Source organism: Streptomyces sp. RGM 3693, assembly GCF_050471125.1.
Taxonomy (GTDB): domain Bacteria; phylum Actinomycetota; class Actinomycetes; order Streptomycetales; family Streptomycetaceae; genus Streptomyces.
In genome coordinates, this window is the sequence record NZ_JBMPPQ010000003.1 from 944,369 (window position 1) to 965,797 (window position 21,429).

The window sequence follows — 21,429 nt, forward strand, 5'->3', positions numbered from 1 at the left end:
ATCGCACTAGTGCGATGCGCCAGAAATCCTGAGCTTAAGTCTGTAGCCTGTTTTTATGTCTCGAGGACCTCGTGCTGTCGAAGTTGCGCTGTCCGGTAGGGAACGCGCGGAGTTGCTGCGTTGGGCGGGCGGAGCGGTCGTGCCGCGTCTTGCTGAACGAGCGCGCATCGTCCTTGCCTGTGCGGACGGGATGCCCAATGCGCGCGTAGCAGCAAAGTTCAAGGTCACCACAGACACCGTGAGGAAGTGGCGTTCACGGTTTGCCGCCCAGCGGATGGCAGGACTTGCAGATGAGTCGCGGCCAGGTCGACGCAAGGCGGAGTTGGTGCTCAGCGAGGCCGAGCGGGCCCAGCTGACGCGCTGGTCGCGGCGGGCGAAGACCGCTCAATTCCTGGCTCTGCGGGCGAAGATCGTGCTGCGGTGTGCGGAGGGCGGGACCAACAAGCAGGTCGCTGCCGAACTCGGCGTCGGCCACCAGACGGTGAACCGATGGCGAGCCCGCTTTATCGCCCATCGGCTGGACGGGCTGGTCGATGAGCCCAGGGTGGGCCGGCCACCGTCGATCCTGCTCGACCAGGTCGAAGACGTCGTCGTGGCGACCCTGGAGTCCACGCCAGGCAAGGACACGCACTGGTCACGTGCCTCCATGGCCGCCCACACCGGACTGTCAAAGTCCACCATCGGTCGGATCTGGAAGAGGTTCGACCTCAAACCTCACCTGCAGGACTCCTTCAAGCTCTCCACCGACCCGCAGTTCGTCGCGAAGGTCGTCGATGTCGTCGGCCTGTATCACAACCCGCCCGAGAAAGCCGTGGTGTTATGCGTGGACGAGAAGGCCCAGATTCAGGCACTGGACCGGTCCCAGCCGGTCCTGCCGATGATGCCTGGGATGCCCGAACGCCGCACACACGACTACCTGCGGCACGGCATTACCAGCCTCTTCGCCGCGTTCAACATCGCCGACGGCACCATCATTGGCGAACTCCACCGCCGTCACCGGGCCATTGAGTTCAAGAAGTTCCTGATCACGATAGACAAGGCGGTCCCCGCCGGACTCGACGTGCACCTCGTATGTGACAACTACGCAACCCACAACACCCCCGAGATCAAGGCATGGTTGGGAAGGCATCCGCGCTTCCATATCCACTTCACCCCGACCGGTTCCTCCTGGATCAACCAGGTTGAGCGCTGGTTTGCACTGCTGACCGACAAGCTCATCCGCCGCGGCGTCCACACCTCCGTCAAAGCCCTTGAAGCCGACATCAGGGCCTGGATCGACACCTGGAACGAGAACCCCAGATCCTTCAAGTGGACCAAAACCGCCGACGAGATCCTCAAATCCCTCGCCGACTACCTCACCAGGATCACTCCTCCAGACACCAACAACCAACAAGAAACTTAAGCTCGGGATTTCTGGCGCATCGCACTAGTGCGATGCGCCAGAAATCCTGAGCTTAAGTATGTAGCCTGTTTTTATGTCTCGAGGACCTCGTGCTGTCGAAGTTGCGCTGTCCGGTAGGGAACGCGCGGAGTTGCTGCGTTGGGCGGGCGGAGCGGTCGTGCCGCGTCTTGCTGAACGAGCGCGCATCGTCCTTGCCTGTGCGGACGGGATGCCCAATGCGCGCGTAGCAGCAAAGTTCAAGGTCACCACAGACACCGTGAGGAAGTGGCGTTCACGGTTTGCCGCCCAGCGGATGGCAGGACTTGCAGATGAGTCGCGGCCAGGTCGACGCAAGGCGGAGTTGGTGCTCAGCGAGGCCGAGCGGGCCCAGCTGACGCGCTGGTCGCGGCGGGCGAAGACCGCTCAATTCCTGGCTCTGCGGGCGAAGATCGTGCTGCGGTGTGCGGAGGGCGGGACCAACAAGCAGGTCGCTGCCGAACTCGGCGTCGGCCACCAGACGGTGAACCGATGGCGAGCCCGCTTTATCGCCCATCGGCTGGACGGGCTGGTCGATGAGCCCAGGGTGGGCCGGCCACCGTCGATCCTGCTCGACCAGGTCGAAGACGTCGTCGTGGCGACCCTGGAGTCCACGCCAGGCAAGGACACGCACTGGTCACGTGCCTCCATGGCCGCCCACACCGGACTGTCAAAGTCCACCATCGGTCGGATCTGGAAGAGGTTCGACCTCAAACCTCACCTGCAGGACTCCTTCAAGCTCTCCACCGACCCGCAGTTCGTCGCGAAGGTCGTCGATGTCGTCGGCCTGTATCACAACCCGCCCGAGAAAGCCGTGGTGTTATGCGTGGACGAGAAGGCCCAGATTCAGGCACTGGACCGGTCCCAGCCGGTCCTGCCGATGATGCCTGGGATGCCCGAACGCCGCACACACGACTACCTGCGGCACGGCATTACCAGCCTGTTCGCCGCGTTCAACATCGCCGACGGCACCATCATTGGCGAACTCCACCGCCGTCACCGGGCCATTGAGTTCAAGAAGTTCCTGATCACGATAGACAAGGCGGTCCCCGCCGGACTCGACGTGCACCTCGTATGTGACAACTACGCAACCCACAACACCCCCGAGATCAAGGCATGGTTGGGAAGGCATCCGCGCTTCCATATCCACTTCACCCCGACCGGTTCCTCCTGGATCAACCAGGTTGAGCGCTGGTTTGCACTGCTGACCGACAAGCTCATCCGCCGCGGCGTCCACACCTCCGTCAAAGCCCTTGAAGCCGACATCAGGGCCTGGATCGACACCTGGAACGAGAACCCCAGATCCTTCAAGTGGACCAAAACCGCCGACGAGATCCTCAAATCCCTCGCCGACTACCTCACCAGGATCACTCCTCCAGACACCAACAACCAACAAGAAACTTAAGCTCGGGATTTCTGGCGCATCGCACTAGTGCCGTAGCAAGCAACGTTTGCCCTGTTGTGATGTGACGCGCCGTCCCGGTGCTGTGCCGGGCGGCGCGTGGCCGTCACCCTGTCCGAGCGGCGCGAGATCAAGAAGATCGCGAAGTCCAAGCCGACCGAACACGACCTGCCATTCTCGACTTGGGGCCTGACCAAGCTGGCGGACTTCCTGGTCGCCGAGGGGGTGGTCGACGACATCAGCCACGAGGGCCTGCGCATCCTGCTCCGCGAGGAAGGCGTCTCCTTTCAACGCCTGAAGACCTGGAAGACCTCCCGCGACCCCGACTACGCGGCCAAGAAGGCCCGCGTCGAACACCTCTATACCATCGCCGACGGCGAGGTCATACCCGAGGCGGACGAGCCCGAAGTCGTCCTCTGCATGGACGAGTTCGGACCGCTCAACTTGATGCCCCACCCGGGCCGCCAGTGGGCCGAACACGGGGGCAAACACAAGGACCTTGACCGTGAACCACGCCGCAGGCGATGGGCGACCTACAACCGCTACGGCGGAGTACGGCACCTGTTCGCCGCCCTGGACCTGGCCAAGGACAAGCTCTACGGCCACATCAAGCCGGTCAAGAAGCGCACCCAGTTCCTGGAGTTCTGCCGCTACCTGCGAACCCTCTACCCGTCCGGGGTCCGTATCGCGATCGTCTGTGACAACTTCTCCCCGCACCTGACCACGAAGAAGTGCCAGCGAGTCGGCACCTGGGCCGCAGCGAACAACGTCGAGATCGCCTACACCCCGACCAACAGCTCCTGGCTCAACCGCATCGAAGCCCAGTTCACCGCCCTGCGCTACTTCACCCTCGACGGCACCGACCACGCCAGCCACAAGGAACAAGGCAGCATGGTCCGCCGCTACATCGTCTGGCGAAACCGCTACGTCGACGGCCGGCGCCTGCGCTCCGTCGTCGACAGGGCCAACGTCGCCTGAGACTCAGTCGAGTCTCTTGAGCATCTTCACCGAGGTCGTCTCGTAGCCGAGCGACTCGTAAAGGCCACGCGCGCCTGTGTTGAACCCAAAAACGCTCAGACCCAGGGTATGAGCGCCCTGCGCCCGGGCGTATTCCTCGCCGAGGAGCATGGCTATACGTCCGAGGCCCCGACCACGCTTGTCGGCGTCGATCACGATGTCCCAGATCCACCAGGCGCCGGCGTCGTCACTCGTGTCCGGTCCGATCCAGAGGTAACCGACGGTTACCCCGGCATCGTCGACCACGTCGAAGACCACGTGCTCCGGGGTCGGTGTCCCGGACGGAAAGGAGCGAGCCATGGTCTCGTCCGCATGCCGGTAGGCGTCCTCGGACGTTTGCCCCAAAGCAACGAGATCCTTGGCGTACTCGGCTCGACTGCGCTCCAGCCAGGCAGAGAAGTGTCGGGCGTCCAGGGGGCGGAGAGTTACAGGCACTGGCCCAGCCTCCCATACCGCCGACGCCGGAGAGGTGTCGCCCCTGGTCAGGGGTCACGGCACATCACCAACAGGGCAAACGTTGCTTGCTACGGCACTTGGGCCAGTCCATCGCGAAGTGCAACGTCTTTGCGGTACATGTCGATCGGTCGCTCGGAGGTCGCTGAACTGGGCAGACTGCACTGCACGAGACGAGGGGCCGCTGCGCGTGATGTGGCGTCCGGTCGTGGACGTAGTGCCTGACTGCCGTAGGAAGTGGCTTGTGAGGGCGGGACGCTGACTGTCCCAGGCAACCCGCACAGTGCGCCGGGACGGCGGCCTCCGGCGCGGGAGCGGCTCGGCCACGGAACGTCGCTCTCGCGCTCGCACGTCTTTGACCAGCACGTTTCCATGATAATTCTATGCAACAGTCGCGCACTGCGGATATGTCGCAGCCTCACACTGGAAAGCTCATCACGGGAGCCATTGCATGAACACCCAGGCATCCAAGTCACCGCACCCAGCACGGAAGTTCCGAGCCCTCGCCCCGATGGTGCTCGACCTGGTCATCCCCATCGCGGGCTTCTACGTCCTGCACCAACTGGCCGGCTTCAGCCAGGTCTGGGCGCTGACCCTCGCCGGCGCGGCGGGTGGCGTGTGGACGCTGATCCACACCATTCAGCGGCGCAAACTCGACGTCATCGGCCTGCTCGTCGTCCTCGAAATGGCGCTGACCGTAGTCTTGCTGTTCATATCCGACGACCCGCGCCTGGTCGCGGCCAAACCGTCCTTCTACACCCTGCTCGCCGCCGTCTACCTGCTCCTTACCTGTGTTGCCGGGCGGCCCTTGGTCTATGTGGCGGCCACCCCAATGGCCACCGACGGCGACCCCGACCGCACCATCGCCTATGAGCAGGCGTGGGAACGCTCCCAGCCGTTCCGCGCTCGTGAGCGCATGGTGACGGCGGCGTTCGGACTCGCCGCACTGGTCGACGCCGTGCTGCGCGTGATCGTCGTCTACAGCTTCGACGTCGACAAGTTCAACGAGTCGTTCCTGCTGTCCCAACTGCCTGGCATCGTACTGATCGTCGCCGTGCTGCTGTTCACCAAGTCCCAGATCAAGGTGCTGCACGGGCTCGTCGACGAGGTCCACGATCGACTGGCCGCCGAAGGCGTCATCGGCCCGCGCCCCCATGCCCGCCAGCACGCCGCCTCGGCGCTGAACGAGGCCACACGATGAGTACGCGTACCACTGTGCCCGGTCTGCCGCTGCGGACCACTGCACCGATGCCGCCTGCATCCCAACGCCGCGATCAACACCGTTCAGGCACGGCTTACTTGCCACTTGGCCGGAGGTCCGCTGAGACAGCAGACCGAACGACTGGGTTTGCTGAGTAGGCGCCTGGCACGGCCCGGCATTCGGGCCACAGCACACACGGTGCGCCGAGCAAGCCGCACGTCGCTGTCGCTCGTCGCTCGTCGCTCGTCAGGGACTGGCCTTCAGACCCGCGGCCCACGCGAACTTGCCCCCGTTACACGCCGCCAATCGTGGTCCAGATCCGATCAGCAGTCTGCGTCGGCTACGCACCAAGTCGGCGACGGAACGGTCCACGACCTCGGGTGCGGACGCGTGCGGCCCGCCGACCGGGCCCCTGACGTTGCGGCCCCGACCGGCGCTCGCTCGGCGGACGGCCGGACGGCTCACCGGGGTCATGGACCATTCCGCGGCGGCCGTCAGACCACATGGCGCACGAGGCCCGTGCGGTAGGCGAAGGCGACGAGCTGGGCCCGGTCCCGAAGGCCGACCTTGTGGCGGATGCGGTGCAGGTGGGTGCGTACCGTGCTCTCGCCGATGTACAGCTCCTCGGCGATGTCGTCGACCGAAAGCCCCTGGCCGACAAGGGAGAGCACCTGCCGCTCCCGCCCGGTCAGCGACCCGGCCTCCGGGCCGGGGTCGAGGCCGGGTGCGGCGCCGCCGTCCCGGAACCACTCGACGAGGCTGTCGACGACGTCCGGGCCCACCGCGATCCGTCCGCGCGCCACGGCGCGGGTGGCGGCGATCACTTCCGCGCTGGTGGCGTCCCGGTTCAGCAGGCCCCTGGTGCCGGCCCTCAGCAGTTCGGCCACGCCCTGGTCGTCGCCCCGGGCGTGGAAGACCACCGACCCGGGCACCGTGCACGGGGGGCGGGCCTCGTCGCCGAGGCGGCGCACGAGGCGTACGGCGGCCGCCACCTCGGACACGCCGATCAGGACCACGTCGGGCCTGCGCGTCCGGGCCAGTTGGAGCGTCTCCATCTGGCTCTGCGTGGAGGCGAGCACGTCGATGTCGGGCAACGCGTCCAGGAGCGTGTGCAACCCCTCTCTCATCAGCGGCAGTTCTTCGCAGACAAGAATGCGACTCAGCATGGCGGCGATCTTTTCGTCAGGTGGTTCTGGGTGTGGCGGAGCGGGAGCGGTCCGGCGTGAACCGGGCGCGGTGGAGTGCGGCGTACGTCCCTCCGGCGGCGAGCAGTTCGTTGTGCGTGCCCTGTTCGGCGATCGAACCGTCCGACATGACGAGGATCGTGTCGGCGTGGCGGACGGTAGAGAGCCGGTGGGCGATGACGAAGCGGGTACGGCCGACGGCCAGACGGCCCATGGCCTGCTGAACGAGGAGTTCGATGCGGCCGTCGACCGAGCTGGTGGCTTCGTCCATGACGAGGACCACCGGGTCGGACAGGAACGCCCGGGCAATGGTGATCAGCTGCCGCTCGCCCGCGCTCAGCCCACTGCCCTCTCATCGATCGCGGTGTCGTAGCCGAGGGGCAGGGTGCGGATGAGGCGGTCCGCCTGGGCGACGCGCGCGGCCCGCTCGACGTCGGCGCGGGTGATGTCGGGGCGCGGGGGACCGTAGGCGATGTTCTCGGCGATGGTGCCCCCGAAGAGCCAGGTGTCCTGCAGGACCATTCCGATCGCGGAACGCAGCTGGTCCCTGGGCAGCTCGGTGATGTCTGCACCGTCCAGAGTGATCCGGCCACGGGTCACCTCGTAGAAGCAAGACCACACTCGTGAGCCTGCTCATGAGGCCGGGCTCGGCCGTCAGTGACAGATTCTCGATCAAGGGCCGGTCCGCCGCGTAGCGGAAGGAGACCTTCTCGAACGAGACGCGGCCCCGGGCGGGCCGCGTCAGCGTGGCCGCCGGACGGGGGTCCGGGATCTGTTCCTCCGCGTCCAGGAGTTCGAAGACCCGCTCGGCGGAAGCGACGCCGGATTGCACCATGTTGGCCATCCCCGCCAGATGCGACAGCGGGGCGGAGAACTGGCCGGAGTACTCGATGAACGCCTGCACTTGGCCGATCGACAGCGAGCCGGAGGCCACTTGTACCGCCCCAGCGACCGCGACCAGCACGTAGCTCATTCCGCGAACTCCCGCGCCGACTGCCGCTCCCGGCCGAGGGCCTTCACGAGCAGATGGCTGCTGTACGTCTCCTCGGCGTGCACGGTGACCGCGCCCGTGGAGGCCCACTGCCGGACGAAGTAGGGCTGAGCCCCGGCTCCGACGCGCGAGCCCGAGGGTGGTGTCGGCGAGGACGGCATTCGATTGGCCGAATTGTTTCTGTTCCTGGGGGTCCTTGGCGAAGGCCCGGATCACGCGGATACCGCCGAGCTGCTCCCGCACCACGCGGTTCACGGCGTCCACACCTCGCCGCAATGCCTGGGAATGGGGGCGCATCCGGCGGATGACCACCGTCGTCAGCGAGCCGAGCACGGTGGCCACCGCCAGTACGATCACGGAGAGCTGCGCATCGTGGCGGACCGCCATGGCCACGCCGCCGATCCAGGTCGCCGGAGCCGTCGCCATGTACGCGAGGGCCATCGTCAGCACCCGCTGGACCTGATAGACGTCGTTCGTGGTCCGCGCCAGCAGGGACGGCGCGCCGAAGCCGGCGAACTCCTGGCAGGACAGCTCCTGCACCCGCTCGAACGCCGAAACGCGCAGGTCGCGGGCGGCTGCCAGGGCAACCCGCGCACCCGCGTAGACGCCTCCGACGGCCAGCACGACCTCGAGCGCGGCCAGCCCGAGCATGGCCAGCGCCAGACCGAGGACGTGACCGCTGGATCCGGCCATCACTCCGCGGTCGATGATCCGCGCGTTGAGGTACGGCAGGAGGAGGCCGGCGGCCGCCGCCGCGATCTGCAGGACGATCAGTAACGCCAGCGCCACGGGGAACGGGCGCACGGTGCGCCACAGGAACGGGATCACCGGCCGGATCCCGCTCCGCCGACGCCCGGACGCCCAGCCGGCACGGGACGGTTCCCGAACTGCGCGGCGGACGAAAGCCGAAGGTTCCCAGACGTGCCCATGCTCCCCATCCGTGGTCAAGAAAGTCCGAAATTCGATTCAGGGGCAGCGGTATTCCGGGACCGGGTCCTCGGTTGCTCCCCGCGATACGGGAAGTCTTGTCGGCGCGGCCCGCCATGGCCATGAGCTGCCGTGTCAGGACCTCGCCCGGACAGCAAGCTGCCAGTCCCCCCTAGCCCGCGAACGTCGTCGTTTGGCGGTGGCGGGTTTATCGGGTTGAAGTGGCGGGTTTATCGGGTTGAACTTGATCAACTGCTGGTTTATCAGAAGACGGTGCCGGGTTCGTCGTTGGACCTAGCCAACCGGGTTGCCAGGAGTGGATCACAAGGGGGATGTAAACGTGTTTGCGGAACTGGGCTTGGAAAGCAAGGCGGAAGCCGTCTACTGGGAGATACTCAAGGCCCCGGGGGCCGATGTCGAGCAGCTCGCGGACCGGCTCCGCCTAGACCCGCAGGAGATCCACGACTGCCTGGACGAGCTAGGCCGGCTGCTGCTGATCCGGCCTTCCTGGGAGGCCCCGGGCGAAGTGCGGGCGGTCGACCCCGAGGTCGGACTCGCGTCGCTGCTGGCCCGTCAGGAAGCGGACCTGCTGCGGCAGCAGAAGCGCATCTCCGCCAGCCGGGCCGCGCTGGAGGAGGTGATCGCCGAGTTCCAGCACACCAAGCAGGGCCGGCAGGACCCCGACGTCGAGCGGCTCACCAACATCGACAGCATCCGGTTCAAGATCGAGGCCCTCGCCGCCAAGTGCTCCTCGGAGATCATGGGCTTCGTTCCGTCCGGGGCCCAGACCGCGGCGAACATGGAGGCCAGCCGCCCCCTCGACAGCAGGGTGCTCGGCCGCAATGTGCGGATGCGCACGGTTTACCTCGAGAGCATCGTCAACGACCGTCCCACCCTGGACTACGCACGCTGGCTGGTGGACTCCGGTGCCGAAGTCCGCACCGCCGCCGTCCTGCCGCCCCGCATGGTGATCTACGACCGCCGCACGGCCATCGTGCCGTTGGACCCGGAGACGACCCAGGCAGGTGCACTGCTGCTGCACAGCACCGGTGTGGTCAGTGCCCTGTGCGACCTGTTCGAGCGGGTCTGGAAGGCCGCGACGCCGGTCGAAGCCGCGGCCCCGGCAACGGAGCAGGAGAAGGAGCTCACGCCCCAGGAGGCGGCGATCCTCCATCTGCTGGCCGACGGGCACACCGACGACACCATCGCCCGCAAGTTAGGCGTGTCCGTGCGCACCAGCCGCCGGATCACGGCGAAGCTGGCGGCCCAGCTCGGCGCCAAGAGCCGGTTCCAGGCCGGGGTACTGGCCACCGCGCGCGGCTGGGTCCGGTAGCGGACAGCGGTCCGCCGCCGGTTCAGGAGGGGAAGGCGCTCTCCCATTCGGCCACGCCGGCGGTGGACGCCTCCTCCCACGGATGGGTGTACGGCAGGGTCGTGGCGAGCCGCGCGAGGCCGTCCCGGTGCTGCCAGACCTTCTCGAAGGCGTCCGCGTAGTGGGCGAGCAGCGGGCCGGCGTCCGGATGCAGATGGGCCTTCTGAATGGCGAAGGAGTCCTCGATCACCCGGAACACCGCCGGGAACGCGTCGGGCCCACCCGGCTGCGGCCGGGTGCCGGCCAGCTTCCATGGCCAGGCGTCGAACCCGCTGTCGGCACGGAACATGTGCTGGGCAGGCAGCGGCAGGGACTGGTAGGGGGCGGCCGGTACCCCTTCCGCGCGCAGCGCCCGCTGCACCACCGCCCGCAACGGCCCGGCGTACCGGTCCTCCAGGCCGAATGCGGCGGGGACCACGCGGAAGCGCAGGATGTGCCAGGCATGGGTGCGGTCCGCGGAATGGTGCGGGGCGAGGAACCCGGGCAGGGACGCCACCCGGTCCAGGAAGGGCCGGATGTTCTGCTCGCGCCGCCGGCGGTCGGTGGGGAACCGGCGCAGCTGACTGCGGGTGAACGCGGCCTGGATCGCGTTGGGCTTGTTGTTCCAGCCGAGCACGTGGGAGATGTACGTGCGCGGGGTGTCCGCGCCCGACAGCTCGCCGAACTGGCGCAGCGCCGCGACCTTCCTGGCCAGACCCTCGTCATCGGTGGTGACCAGGCCACCCTCTCCGCACGTGGCCAGGTTCTTGCTCACGTTGAGGCTGAAGGCGCCAACGATGCCGAGCCCGCCCGCCGGACGGTCCCGGTAGTGGGCGCCGTGGGCCTGCGCCGCGTCCTCCACGACAGCGAGGCCGTGCTTGCGGGCGATGGCGTTGATCTCGTCCATGTCCGCGGGCAGGCCGTGCAGGTGGACGACGACGACGGCACGGGTACGGGGGGTGATCGCGGCCTCCACCGCGGCCGGGGTCATGTTGAAGGTGTCCGGATCGACGTCGACGAACACGGGGACCGCCAGCAGGTGCATGGGCGCCGCGGCGGTGGCCACGAAGCTGAGCGCCGGGACGATCACCTCGTCCCCGGGCTCGATGCCGACGGCCGCCAGCGCCAGGCTCAGGGCGGCCGTTCCGTTGGCGACCGCCACGCAGTGCCGGGTGCCGGCCTCCGCGGCCCACTCCTGTTCCAGGGCGGGTATCTCCTCCTCGCCGTGGGCGGCGAGGGTGAACCGGCCGGAGGCGAGGACGCGGCTCACCGCCAGCTCGTCCTCCTCGGTCACCACCGGCCACTTCGCGATGCGGGCGGTGCGCGGGACGGTGCGGGATCCGCCGAACATGGCCAGCTTGCCGCCTGCCGGTGTCGAAGGCTTCGTCGCGGGAGTCCCGGACGTGGGAGTCGTGGACGTGGGAGTCGTGGACGTGGGAGTCGTGGACGTGGGAGTCGTGGGCACTGTCTGGTCGCTTCCTGGGTCGTTCCGCGGTGTGCGGGGATGCGTGTACACGGAGGGGATCAGCCGGATGCGCGCGCCCGCGCCGGCCGGGGCACATCGCGTCGGCCCGGCTCCGGGGTGCCAACGAGTACGGCGATGTTCCCGGAGGGGTGCTGGTTCTCGTACATGAGCTGGTGCACGTCGGCGATCCCGGAGAAGGGCACGGCGAGCGACATGCAAGGGTCCAGCCCGCCCTGGGCGGCGAGTTCGGCCACGGCGCGGAACTGGGCGGTGTTCGCGCCGTGAGACCCCTGGAACCGCTTCTGCCGCATCCACAGGAAGCGCAGGTCCACGTCGCCCCGGTAGCCGCTGGTGCCGCCGCACGTGACGACCATGCCGGCGTTGTCGCAGAGGTAGATGGAGGTGGGGATGGTGTCCTCACCGGGGTGCTCCAGGACGATCCGCGGCGACCGGCGTTCCCCCAGCACGTCCCAGAAGGCCCTGCCGAACGCGCGCATGCCGTTCATCCACTCCGCGTACGCGACGGGATCGTCGGCGGGGGGAATCCGGCCCCAGTGGCCGAACTCCTTCCTGTTGATCACGCCGCGGGCTCCGAGGCGGAGACAGTGCTCGGCCTTGTCCTCGTCGGACACCACCGCCACCGGGGTGCCGCCGAACTGCCGGACGATCTGGATGGCCATGGAACCGAGTCCGCCGGCCCCGCCCCAGATGAGGACGGGGTCGCCCGGTTCCACGGTGTGCGGCGCCCAGCCCCGCAGCTGGCGGTAGACGGTCGCCGCCGTGAGCATGAAGCAGCCCGCCTCCTCCCACGTCAGCCGCGCGGGCTTGGGGTGGCACTGGTACTCGTCCAGCAGCGTGAACTGGGCGAAGGATCCATAGTTGGACTCGTAGCCCATCGCCAGGGCGCTGGTCGAAGTCATCGGGTCGGCGCCGAGACGGATGTCCGCGGCGGTCTCGTCCCAGACGACGGGCGCGATGACCACCTGGTCGCCCACCTTGACCTGCTTGACGCCCTCGCCCACCGCCCAGACGATGCCGGAGCCGTCGGACCCGCCGATGTGGAAGTCCTCCGGGTGGCCGGCCTTGCGGCGGGCCGCGACGACGTCCACGGGGCTGCCGAGCGACGCCCACACGTTGTTGTAGTTCACACCCGCGGCCATCACCAGGACGAGCACCTTGCCCGGTGCGACCTCGGGCACGGGGACGACCTCCGTCGCGATCGCCCGCGAGGGCTCCCCGTAGCGTTCGGGCCTGATCAGCGCCGCGTGCATGTGGCTGGGCACCTCGCCCAGGAGCGGCAGCTCACCGATGTCGTAGAGGTCCTTCATCGTTCCGTGCCTTCCGACGCCACCGGCGTCTCGTCGAGGGTTTCGAGGATCTTGGCGATGGAGCCGGCGATGTCGGCGGCGGGACCGGGGTCCATCATCCGCGCGTGGGGGCAGGCGACGTGCATGACGTCGACCGGGCCCGCGCAGTACGGGTCCCAGAGCGGGACCAGATCGTCGGCGGACGTGTCCTGGTGCTCGGCCAGCACAAGGGTCATGGGACCTTCGCGGCGGCGGGGGCGGAAGCCCTGCCGGAGGCCGACGTTGTTGCGAGTGATCTCCACGAGCGCCTCCAGGTGGTCGCCGAGCAGCCGGCCGAAGGTGCTGTCGGTGTCGCGCAGGACGTCCCGCGCACCGTCCCCGTCGGGCCTCACGCCGTCGTCCGGGTCGATGCCGATCACCTCGAACAGGCTGCGGACGACGTCCTGCCGGTCCGGCAGTTCGGCACGCTCCTCGTCGACCGCGGGGAACGAGTCGAGGACCACCAGCAGTTCGGTCTCCTGCCCGTGCTCCGCGAGCTGCACGGCCATCTCCTGTACCACGAGTCCACCGAAGGACCAGCCGAGCAGCCGGTACGGGCCCTCCGGCTGGATCTCGCGGACCGCCCGCAGGTACGCGGCGGCCATCTCCTCGATCGACTCGGGCAGCCCGTCCGCGATGAGGCCGGATGCCTGGATCCCGTAAACCGGCTGCTCCTTCGGAAGATGCTGGAGGAACTCGGCGTACCGCCAGGCCAGCCCGCCGGCCGCGTGCACGCAGAACAGCGGGGTGCGGCTGCCGGTCTCCCGCAGCGGGAGGACGGTGCGGAACGCGAAGTCCCGGGCTACGGCTCCCTCGCCCAGCACCCCGGCGAGCGCGGCGGGGGTCGGGGCCGCGTACAACGTGCGCAGCGGCAGGTCGATGCCGAAGGCGGTGCGCACGTGGCCGGCCAGCCGCGCCGCCAGCAGCGAGTGGCCGCCGAGCTCGAAGAAGTTGTCGTGGATGCCGACACGCTCCACACCCAACACGTCCGCGAACACCTGGCAGAGCGTCTCCTCCTGCGCGGTCCGCGGGGCGGTGCGCACCGCCTCCGCCCGTACGGGGGCGGGGAGCGCCTCGCGGTCGAGCTTGCCGTTGGTGGTGAGCGGAAGCGCGTTCAGCACCACGTAGGCCGACGGCACCATGTACTCGGGCAGGCTCTGTTGCAGGTGGGAGCGCAGCGCCGTGCCGAGCGCCTCGTTCTCCTCGCCGCGGTCCCCGTCCGGAGTGCCACGACCGTCGGCCCGGGTCACGTAGGCGACGAGCCGCTTGTCCCCGGGACGGTCCTCCCGAACCACGACGGCGTGGTGGCCGACCGCGGGGTGGGAGGCGAGCGCCGCCTCGATCTCGGCCGGTTCGATGCGGAAGCCGCGCAGCTTGACCTGGGCGTCCGACCGGGCCACGAACTCCAGCGTGCCGTCGGCGCGCCAGCGCACCAGGTCTCCGGTCCGGTACATGCGCGTCCCGGCCGGCCCGTACGGGTTGGCAACGAAGCGCTCGGCGGTCAGGTCCGGCCGGTTCGCATAGCCGCGGCCGACCTGCTCGCCGCCGATGTACAGCTCGCCGGTCACGCCGATCGGGACGGGGCGCAGGGCGGTGTCCAGCACATAGGTGCGCATGTTGGGGATCGGGCCGCCGATGGGCACGTTGTCGGGGACAGTGTCCGTGGCCCGCATCCGGTGGTGCGTGGTGAAGACGGTGGCCTCGGTCGGCCCGTAACCGTCGACCACGACCAATTCGGGGCAGGCGTCGAGGACCTTGCGGACTGCCGTGGCCGGTACCACGTCGCCGCCGGTGCACACCTCCCGCATACCGGCGAAGGCGCGCGGGTGCTCGTCCGCCATGAGCCTGAACAGGCCGGCGGTCAACCACATGCGGGTGATGCCGTGGTCGGTGAGCAGGCGGGCGATGTCCTGGACACCGAGCCGGCCGGGTGGGGCCTCGACCACCTGGTGCCCGCGCAGCAGCGCCGTCCACAGCTCCCAGGTGGACGCGTCCCAGGCGTGCGGCGAGTGGAACAGCATGCGGTCGCCACGTCCGGGGGCGGGCTCGTACGGGTCCGCTTCGACCAGGCGCAGCACGTTGCGGTGCGTCAGCGCCGCGCCCTTGGGAACACCCGTGGAGCCCGAGGTGTACATGACGTACGCCAGCTGGTCCGGACGGACCCCTAGATCGGGCGCGGTGGCGGGCTCGGCGTCGAGGTCGAGCCGGGCGAACTCCAACTGCCGGACGCCCGGGGCGAGGTCCGCGCGCCAGCCTATGTCCTCCACGAGCGGGGCGGTGAGGAGCAGCTCGGCACCGCTCTCCGCGAGGACGGCGGACAGACGGACGACCGGTGAGCGGGCATCGAGCAAGAGGTACGGCGCGCCCGTCTTGAGGACGGCGAGCATGGACACGAGCAGCTCGGCGGAGCGGTCCATGAGGATCGCGACGGGACGCTCGGCGGCCTGCCCGGCGGCGGTTCCCCTGAGCCCCAGCAGCAGATGGGCGAGGCGGTTCGCGCGCTCGTCGATCTCCCCGAACGTGAGGTCGCCGCGTGTGGAGAGGTAGGCCGGCTCGTCCGCCCGTCGTTCGGCGATCTCGGCGAAGCGCCGGTGGATGGTGGCGTCCGCACCGGGCCTGCGGTCCTGGCGGGTGTTCCAGGTCGTGGTGAGGGTCAGCTGTTCTTCGGGGGTGAGGGGGGTGGTGTGGGTGAGGGGCTGTTCGGGGTGGTGGGCGATGGTGGTGAGGAGGTGGGTGAGGTGGTCGGTGATGCGGTGTGCGGTGGCTTCGTCGTAGGCGTGGGGGTTGTAGATGAGGCGGAGGCGGAGGGTGTCGTCGGTGGGGTTGTGGGCGGCGACGAAGTTCAGCGGATAGTGCACGCCGTCGTTCCCATCGCTTCCCGTCACCTTGAGCCCGCCGCTCTGTACCTGCGCGAGCGTGTCCGGCTGGGTGGGGTAGTTCTCGAAGACGAGTGTGGTGTCGAAGAGTTGGGGGTGGGGGGTTTGGTTGGTGATGGTGGTGAGGCTGGTGTGGTGGTGGTCGAGGAGGGTGGCCTGTTGGTTTTGCAGGCGGTGCATGAGGGTGAGGAGGGTGTCGTTGGGGTGGGTGGTGGCGCGGGTGGGGATGGTGTTGATGAAGAGGCCGATCATGTCTTCGATGCCGGGGATTTCGGGTGGGCGGCCGGAGACGGTGGTGCCGAAGACGATGTCGTTGTTGCCGGTGTAGTGGGTGAGGAGGAGGGTCCAGGCGGTTTGGATGGCGGTGTTGAGGGTGAGTCCGTGGGTGCGGAGTTGGGTGCGGAGGGTGTGGGTGGTGTGGGTGGGGAGGGTGGTGTGGTGGGAGTGGGGTGGTGTGGGGGTGTGGTGGGTGGTGTGGGGTGTGAGGAGGGTGGGTTGGGTGAGTCCGTTGAGGTGGTTGTGCCAGGTGGTGGTGGCGGTGTGGGGGTTTTGGTGGGTGAGCCAGGTGAGGTAGTTGCGGTAGGGGGTGGGGGTGGGGAGGTGGGTGTCGTTTCCGTTGGTTTGGTAGAGGGTGAACAGTTCGCGGATGGCGAGGGGTATGGACCATCCGTCGAGGAGGATGTGGTGGTTGGAGATGAGGAGGTGGTGGGTGGTGGGGGTGAGGTGGGTGAGGGTGATGCGGATGAGGGGGGGTGTGGTGGGGTTGAAGCGGGTGGTGCGGTCGGTGTTGATGATGTGGGTGAGTTGGGTGTGTGCGTGGGTGGGGGTGAGGTGGGTGAGGTTGTGTTCGGTGAAGGGGATGGTGACGTGGCGGGGGATGATTTGGATGGGGTTGTCGGTGCCGCGGGTGCGGAAGGCGGCGCGGAGGTTGGGGTGGCGGTTGATGAGGGTTTGGGCGGCGTTTTTTAGGGCGTTGGTGTTGAGTTCGCCTTCGAGGGTGAGTTCGAGCTGTACGGCGTAGACGTCGGGGGTGTTGTTGTCGGTGTCGTAGAGGGCGTGGAAGAGCAGCCCTTCCTGCAACGGAGACAGCGGCAGGATGTCCTCGATCTGGGACTGCGACTTGGACGGGGACTTGGACTGCATGATCAGGACACGCTCCACTCAGCTTCGAGCTGGTCGATTTCGTTTTGGTTGAGGGTGACGAGGGGGAGGTCGCTGGGGGTGTGGGTGGGGGTGGTGTGGGTGGTGGTGTGGGTGGTGATGGCTTGAAGGGCTTGGGTGTAGAGGGCCGCGAGCTCCTGGATGTGGGCGGGGTCGTGGAGGGTGGCCGGCCAGGAGTAGGTGGTGGTGAGACGGGGGCCTTCTTCGCCGTCGTGGGTGGCGGCGTTGATGGCCAGGGTGTGGGGGGTGGGCATGTGGTCGTGGGGGTTGTGCGGGTTGAGGCGGCTGGTCTCGGGGGCGGTGGCGAAGTGGCCGGCGCCGTCCGTGTTCTGACTGTGTGAATCGGGTTCGGGCTTGGTGTTGGTGCGGCCGAGGTAGTTGAAGCTGATGTGGGGGGTGGGGTGGGTGGTGAGGGTGTGGTGGGGGGTGAGGTGGCGTAGGAGGCCGTAGCCGATGCCGTCGTCGGGGATGGTGCGTAGGTGTTCCTTGATGGTTTTGATGGTGTGGGTGAGGTTGGTGGTGGGGGTGTGGATGTCGTGCCAGGTGGTGGGGGTGGTGGGTAGGCGGACGGGGTGGAAGGTGGTGAACCAGCCGGTGGTGCGGGTGAGGTCGGCGTTGGTGTGGGTTTCGTGGCGGCCGTGGGTTTCGAGGTCGATGAGGGTGCCGTGGGTGGCGGGGTGGCCGTGTCGGCGTCGCCATTCGGTGTGGGCGAGGTGGAAGGCGGTCAGGAGGATGTCGTTGATGCCGGCGTTGTAGGCGGCGGGGACGGTGGTGAGTAGGGCGTGGGTCAGGTCGGCGTCGAGGGTGTGGGTGTGGTGTTGCTGGGTGGCGGTGGTGTCGGTCGCGGGGTCCAGGGGGCGGGTGCCGGGTGTGGGGTCGGCGGGGGTGAGGACCTGGCTCCAGTAGCGGCTCTGGTTGTGGACGGGTTCGGTGGTGGCGAGGTGGGTGAGTTGGTGGGCCCACTGGCGCAGTGAGGTGCCTGCGGCATCGAGGTGGGGGGTGTGGCCGTGGTGGTGGGCGTGGTAGGCGGTGGCGAGGTCGGGCAGGAGGATCCGCCAGGACACGCCGTCGACGGCGAGGTGGTGGACGGTGATCAGCAGGCGGCCGCTGTCGTCCGGTCCGGCGTCGAAGAACACGGCCTGGACCATCCGCCCGCCCTTCGGGTCCAGGCGTGAGGCCGCGGCCTGGACGTGGGTGTCCAGCACGTCGACGCGGGCGTCGTGTCCGGCGGGCAGCTCGATACGGGACAGGACCTGGCGCTCGCTGGCGCGGGTGCCCGGCTCGGGCCGGGGTATGTGCAGGCGGTAGGTGTCCTGGCCGGTGTCGTGGTCCAAGCGGGCGCGGAGGCTGTGGTGGTGGTCGAGCAGACTCGTGAGCGCGCGGTCGATGGTGTCGAACGATGCCCCGGGCGGGGTGGTGACCAGGACGGACTGGTTGAAGTGGTCGATCGGGCCGCCCAGTTCGAGCAGCCAGTGCATCACCGGGGTCAGCGGCATGTCCCCCCACGGCTCCCACGCCTGCTGCGAGCCAGTGCCGGCGCTATCCGTTTCGTCGGTTGCGGCGGTGGCGAGTTCGGCGACGCTCTGGTGGAGGAAGACGTCCTTCGGGCGCAGCACCAGACCGTGCCGGCGGGCGCGGGAGACCAGTTGGATCGAGGTGATCGAGTCACCGCCCAGCTCGAAGAACCGGTCATGGACACCGACCCGGTCCAGTCCCAGCACCTGCGCGAACAACGAGGCCAGGATCTCCTCGCGCGCATTGCGCGGGCCGTCGCCGGCCGTGGCCGCACCAGGGGTTGCTTCGGGAGCGGGCAGGCGGTTGCGGTCGAGTTTGCCGTTCGCCGTCAGCGGCAGCGCGTCAAGGGTGACGAACGCAGAGGGGACCATGTAGTCGGGCAGGACCTCAAGCAGCGCCTGTCGCAGCCGGCCCGCCTCCACCACCGTTCCGGCGGACGGGACGACGTAGCCGGTCAGGCGTTTGTCACCGGGGCGGTCCTCCCGCACGATGACCGCGGACGCGGCGACACCCGATACCCGGGACAGTGCCGCCTCGACCTCGCCGGGCTCGATCCGGAAACCCCGGACCTTGACCTGGTCATCGGCCCGGCCCAGGAAGTCCAACGTCCCGTCCGCCCGCCACCGCACCAGATCCCCCGTGCGGTACATACGCGACCCGGCCGGCCCGAACGGATCCGCCACGAACCGCTCCGCGGTCAGCCCAGCACGACGCAGATAACCGCGTGCCAGACCCGCACCCGCCACATACAACTCACCCGCGACACCCACCGGCACCACCGACAACGACCCGTCCAGCACATACACCCGCGTATTCCCCACCGGAACACCGATCGGCGGCTTCGCCGATCCGCTGAGCGGGGCGCTCATGGACACGCACACGGTGTACTCGCTCGGCCCGTAGGCATTGATCATGCGCCGCCCGCGGGACCAGGTCTCCACGGCGTCGGCGGAGCAGGCGTCGCCTGCCACGATCAGGGTGAAGTCCGGCATCCGCTCCGGGGTCAGGGCCGACAGCAGGGCCGGAGGGATCAGCGCGTGGGTGACGCCCTCACGTGCGAGGAGTTCGGTGAGTGCCTCCGCGTCGTGCAGCTTCTCCGTCGGTGCGAGCACCAGCGTCGCGCCCGCCAGCAGCGAGACGCTGATCTCCATGAAGGCGGCGTCGAAGCCAGGCGACGCGAACTGGAGCATGCAGTCTCCGGGACTGACCGCGAATCCCTTGATCTTGCTGGAGACGAGGTTCGGAATGCCCTTGTGGGTGACGACGACGCCCTTGGGGCGGCCGGTCGAGCCCGAGGTGTAGATCGTGTAGGCCGGGTGGTCGGGATGGATCCGCACGCCGGGATCGGTCTCCGGCAGGCCGTCGAGGTCCGGCAGCGCATCCAGGGTCAGCAGCGGCCGCGCGTCCTCCAACATGTACGCGATCCGCTCCGCCGGATACTCCCGATCCACCGGCAGATACGCCGCACCCGACTTCAGCACGCCCAGGATCGCCACCACCATCTCCGGCGAACGCGGCAGCATCAACGCCACCGTCCGCTCCGGACCGGCCCCCCGACCGATCAGATAGTGCGCCAGACGATTCGCCCGAGCATTGACCTCCCCGTAACTCAGCGACACACCCTCGAACGTCACCGCGACCGCATCCGGACGACAGGCCACCTGCCCCTCGAACAGAGCAGGGAGCAGGAGGCGGGGTGCGGCGTTCGGTGTCGTGGGGCCCGTGCCGATCTCGGCGAGCCTGCTGCGCTCGTCGGCCGACAAGATCTCCAAGGTGTGGAGGGGCCTGTCGGGGTGTTCGGCGGCGGCGGTGAGGAGGCGGGTGAGGTACGTCGTGATCCGCTCGGCCATGGTGCGGTCGAACAGGTCGGTGGCGTACTGGAGGCCCCCGCTGATGCCGGCGGGCGCGGTGCCGTCGTCGTGGGTCTCGGCGATGTTGAACGCCAGGTCGAAGAGGGCCGCTGCTTCAGTGCCCGGTACGGCTTCGAGCTCCAGGCCCGGCAGTTCCAGGGTGGCGCGCGAGGTGTTGTGGAACGCGAGCATGACCTGGAAGAGGGGGTGGCGGGCCAGGCTCCGCTGAGGGTTGACCGCTTCGACAAGGGACTCGAAGGGCAGGTCCTGATGGGCGTAGGCGGCCAGGTCGGTGTCACGGACACGGGCCAGGAGATCCCGGAAGGTGGGGTTGCCCGCGGTGTCGGTTCGCAGAACGAGAGTGTTGACGAAGAACCCGACCAGTTCCTCCAGGGCGTCATCGGTGCGTCCCGCGATGGGAATGCCGATCGGGATGTCGGCACCCGCACCCAGCCTCGTCAGCGTCGCGGCGATCGCCGCCTGAAAGACCATGAACATGCTCGTGTTCGTCGATCGCGCCAGCGCAGCAAGACGGCGGTGCGTGTCCGCATCCACCTCGAACACGGTGAGTGCGCCGTCGTGGGAGGGCTCGGCCGGCCGCGGCCGGTCCACCGGCAGCGCCAGCTCCTCAGGCGCCCCGGCCAGGTTGTGCTTCCAGTACTCCAGCTGCTGCGCGAACAGGGACTCCGGGTCGGAAGGATTGCCGAGCAGGTCGCGCTGCCACAGGGTGTAGTCGGCGTACTGAACCGGGAGTTCATCCCAGCCCGGAGCACTGCCGTCCCGAAGACGAGCGGTGTATGCCTGCCCCAGGTCCTTGAGGAACGGTGCCGTCGACCAGCCGTCCGAGGCGATGTGGTGCATCAGCACCAGCAGCACCCACTCACCCTCCCCGATCTGGAAGAGCGTCACCCGCAGCGGAATCTCCGCCGCGAGATCGAACACGCGTAGGGACGCGTGCGCCAGACGATCCGCCAGCTCCTCCCGCGTGCACGGCAGCACCTCGAACAGAACGGGCTGTCCGGCCGGCCGGACGTCCTGGAACGGCTCCCCCTCCCCCTCACCGATCAACGTCCGCAGCACCTCGTGCCGGTCCACCACATCACCAACCGCAGCCTCGAGGGAAGCCACGTCCAAGGTGCCGGTCAGACGGATGACAGACGGCATGTTGTACGCCGAACCCGCCGCACCGAACCGGCCCAGGAACCACAGCCGACGCTGCGCAAACGACAGAGGAATCATCAGAACTCCACAGGAATCACGTGAGAGGGGGAAG

The 21,429-nt window shown here is 68.3% G+C and carries 10 protein-coding genes and 3 pseudogenes; 5 read left to right on the forward strand and 8 right to left on the reverse strand.

The genetic code is table 11. From position 1 onward, the window contains the following. Positions 1-55 precede the first annotated feature (55 nt). The 3 genes and pseudogenes from ACO0M4_RS32620 to ACO0M4_RS32630 form a co-directional block, all read left to right on the forward strand. Complete coding sequence (locus ACO0M4_RS32620) at positions 56-1,402, forward strand: IS630 family transposase (RefSeq protein ID WP_430369505.1); 1,347 nt, start codon at positions 56-58, stop codon at positions 1,400-1,402. A 73-nt stretch (positions 1,403-1,475) separates the two neighbouring features. Then, complete coding sequence (locus tag ACO0M4_RS32625) at positions 1,476-2,822, forward strand: IS630 family transposase (RefSeq protein ID WP_430369505.1); 1,347 nt, start codon at positions 1,476-1,478, stop codon at positions 2,820-2,822. A 105-nt stretch (positions 2,823-2,927) separates the two neighbouring features. Beyond that, a pseudogene (locus tag ACO0M4_RS32630) lies at positions 2,928-3,797 on the forward strand (IS630 family transposase); the annotation flags it as partial. A 3-nt stretch (positions 3,798-3,800) separates the two neighbouring features. On the opposite strand, the gene ACO0M4_RS32635 reads toward ACO0M4_RS32630, so the two are convergent. Next, positions 3,801-4,271, reverse strand: coding sequence for an N-acetyltransferase family protein (locus ACO0M4_RS32635; RefSeq protein WP_430374678.1), 471 nt, complete (start codon positions 4,269-4,271; stop codon positions 3,801-3,803). A gap of 469 nt (positions 4,272-4,740) precedes the next feature. Between ACO0M4_RS32635 and ACO0M4_RS32640 the strand changes: the two genes are divergently transcribed. Continuing rightward, the gene (locus tag ACO0M4_RS32640; RefSeq protein ID WP_430374679.1) at positions 4,741-5,490 is read left to right on the forward strand and encodes a VC0807 family protein; all 750 of its coding nucleotides are present in this window, start codon (positions 4,741-4,743) and stop codon (positions 5,488-5,490) included. 494 nt (positions 5,491-5,984) lie between these two features. Here ACO0M4_RS32640 and ACO0M4_RS32645 read toward each other — a convergent pair whose 3' ends face one another. The 3 genes and pseudogenes from ACO0M4_RS32645 to ACO0M4_RS32655 all read right to left on the reverse strand — a co-directional run. Then, on the reverse strand, positions 5,985-6,656 hold the full coding sequence (locus ACO0M4_RS32645) for a response regulator transcription factor (protein WP_430374680.1): 672 nt from the start codon (positions 6,654-6,656) through the stop codon (positions 5,985-5,987). Between the two features lie 16 nt (positions 6,657-6,672). Then, a pseudogene (locus tag ACO0M4_RS32650) lies at positions 6,673-7,796 on the reverse strand (ABC transporter ATP-binding protein); the annotation flags it as partial. A gap of 34 nt (positions 7,797-7,830) precedes the next feature. After that, positions 7,831-8,493, reverse strand: a pseudogene (locus ACO0M4_RS32655) (ABC transporter transmembrane domain-containing protein); the annotation flags it as partial. Positions 8,494-8,932: 439 nt separating this feature from the next. On the opposite strand from ACO0M4_RS32655, the gene ACO0M4_RS32660 reads away from it, so the two are divergent. Continuing rightward, positions 8,933-9,925, forward strand: a complete 993-nt coding sequence (locus ACO0M4_RS32660; protein WP_430374681.1) for a LuxR C-terminal-related transcriptional regulator — start codon at positions 8,933-8,935, stop codon at positions 9,923-9,925. Positions 9,926-9,947: 22 nt separating this feature from the next. On the opposite strand, the gene ACO0M4_RS32665 is transcribed toward ACO0M4_RS32660, so the two are convergent. The 4 genes from ACO0M4_RS32665 to ACO0M4_RS32680 all read right to left on the reverse strand — a co-directional run bounded on the left by ACO0M4_RS32665 (position 9,948) and on the right by ACO0M4_RS32680 (position 21,395). Then, the gene (locus ACO0M4_RS32665) at positions 9,948-11,294 is read right to left on the reverse strand and encodes a DegT/DnrJ/EryC1/StrS family aminotransferase (RefSeq protein WP_430374682.1); all 1,347 of its coding nucleotides are present in this window, start codon (positions 11,292-11,294) and stop codon (positions 9,948-9,950) included. A gap of 173 nt (positions 11,295-11,467) precedes the next feature. Continuing rightward, the gene (gene ccrA, locus ACO0M4_RS32670) at positions 11,468-12,736 is read right to left on the reverse strand and encodes a crotonyl-CoA carboxylase/reductase (RefSeq protein ID WP_430374683.1); all 1,269 of its coding nucleotides are present in this window, start codon (positions 12,734-12,736) and stop codon (positions 11,468-11,470) included. Beyond that, the gene (locus tag ACO0M4_RS32675) at positions 12,733-16,773 is read right to left on the reverse strand and encodes an amino acid adenylation domain-containing protein (RefSeq protein ID WP_430374684.1); all 4,041 of its coding nucleotides are present in this window, start codon (positions 16,771-16,773) and stop codon (positions 12,733-12,735) included. The genes ccrA and ACO0M4_RS32675 overlap by 4 nt, the downstream gene beginning before the upstream one ends. A gap of 2 nt (positions 16,774-16,775) precedes the next feature. Next, positions 16,776-21,395, reverse strand: a complete 4,620-nt coding sequence (locus ACO0M4_RS32680; protein ID WP_430374685.1) for an amino acid adenylation domain-containing protein — start codon at positions 21,393-21,395, stop codon at positions 16,776-16,778. Positions 21,396-21,429: the final 34 nt, after the last annotated feature.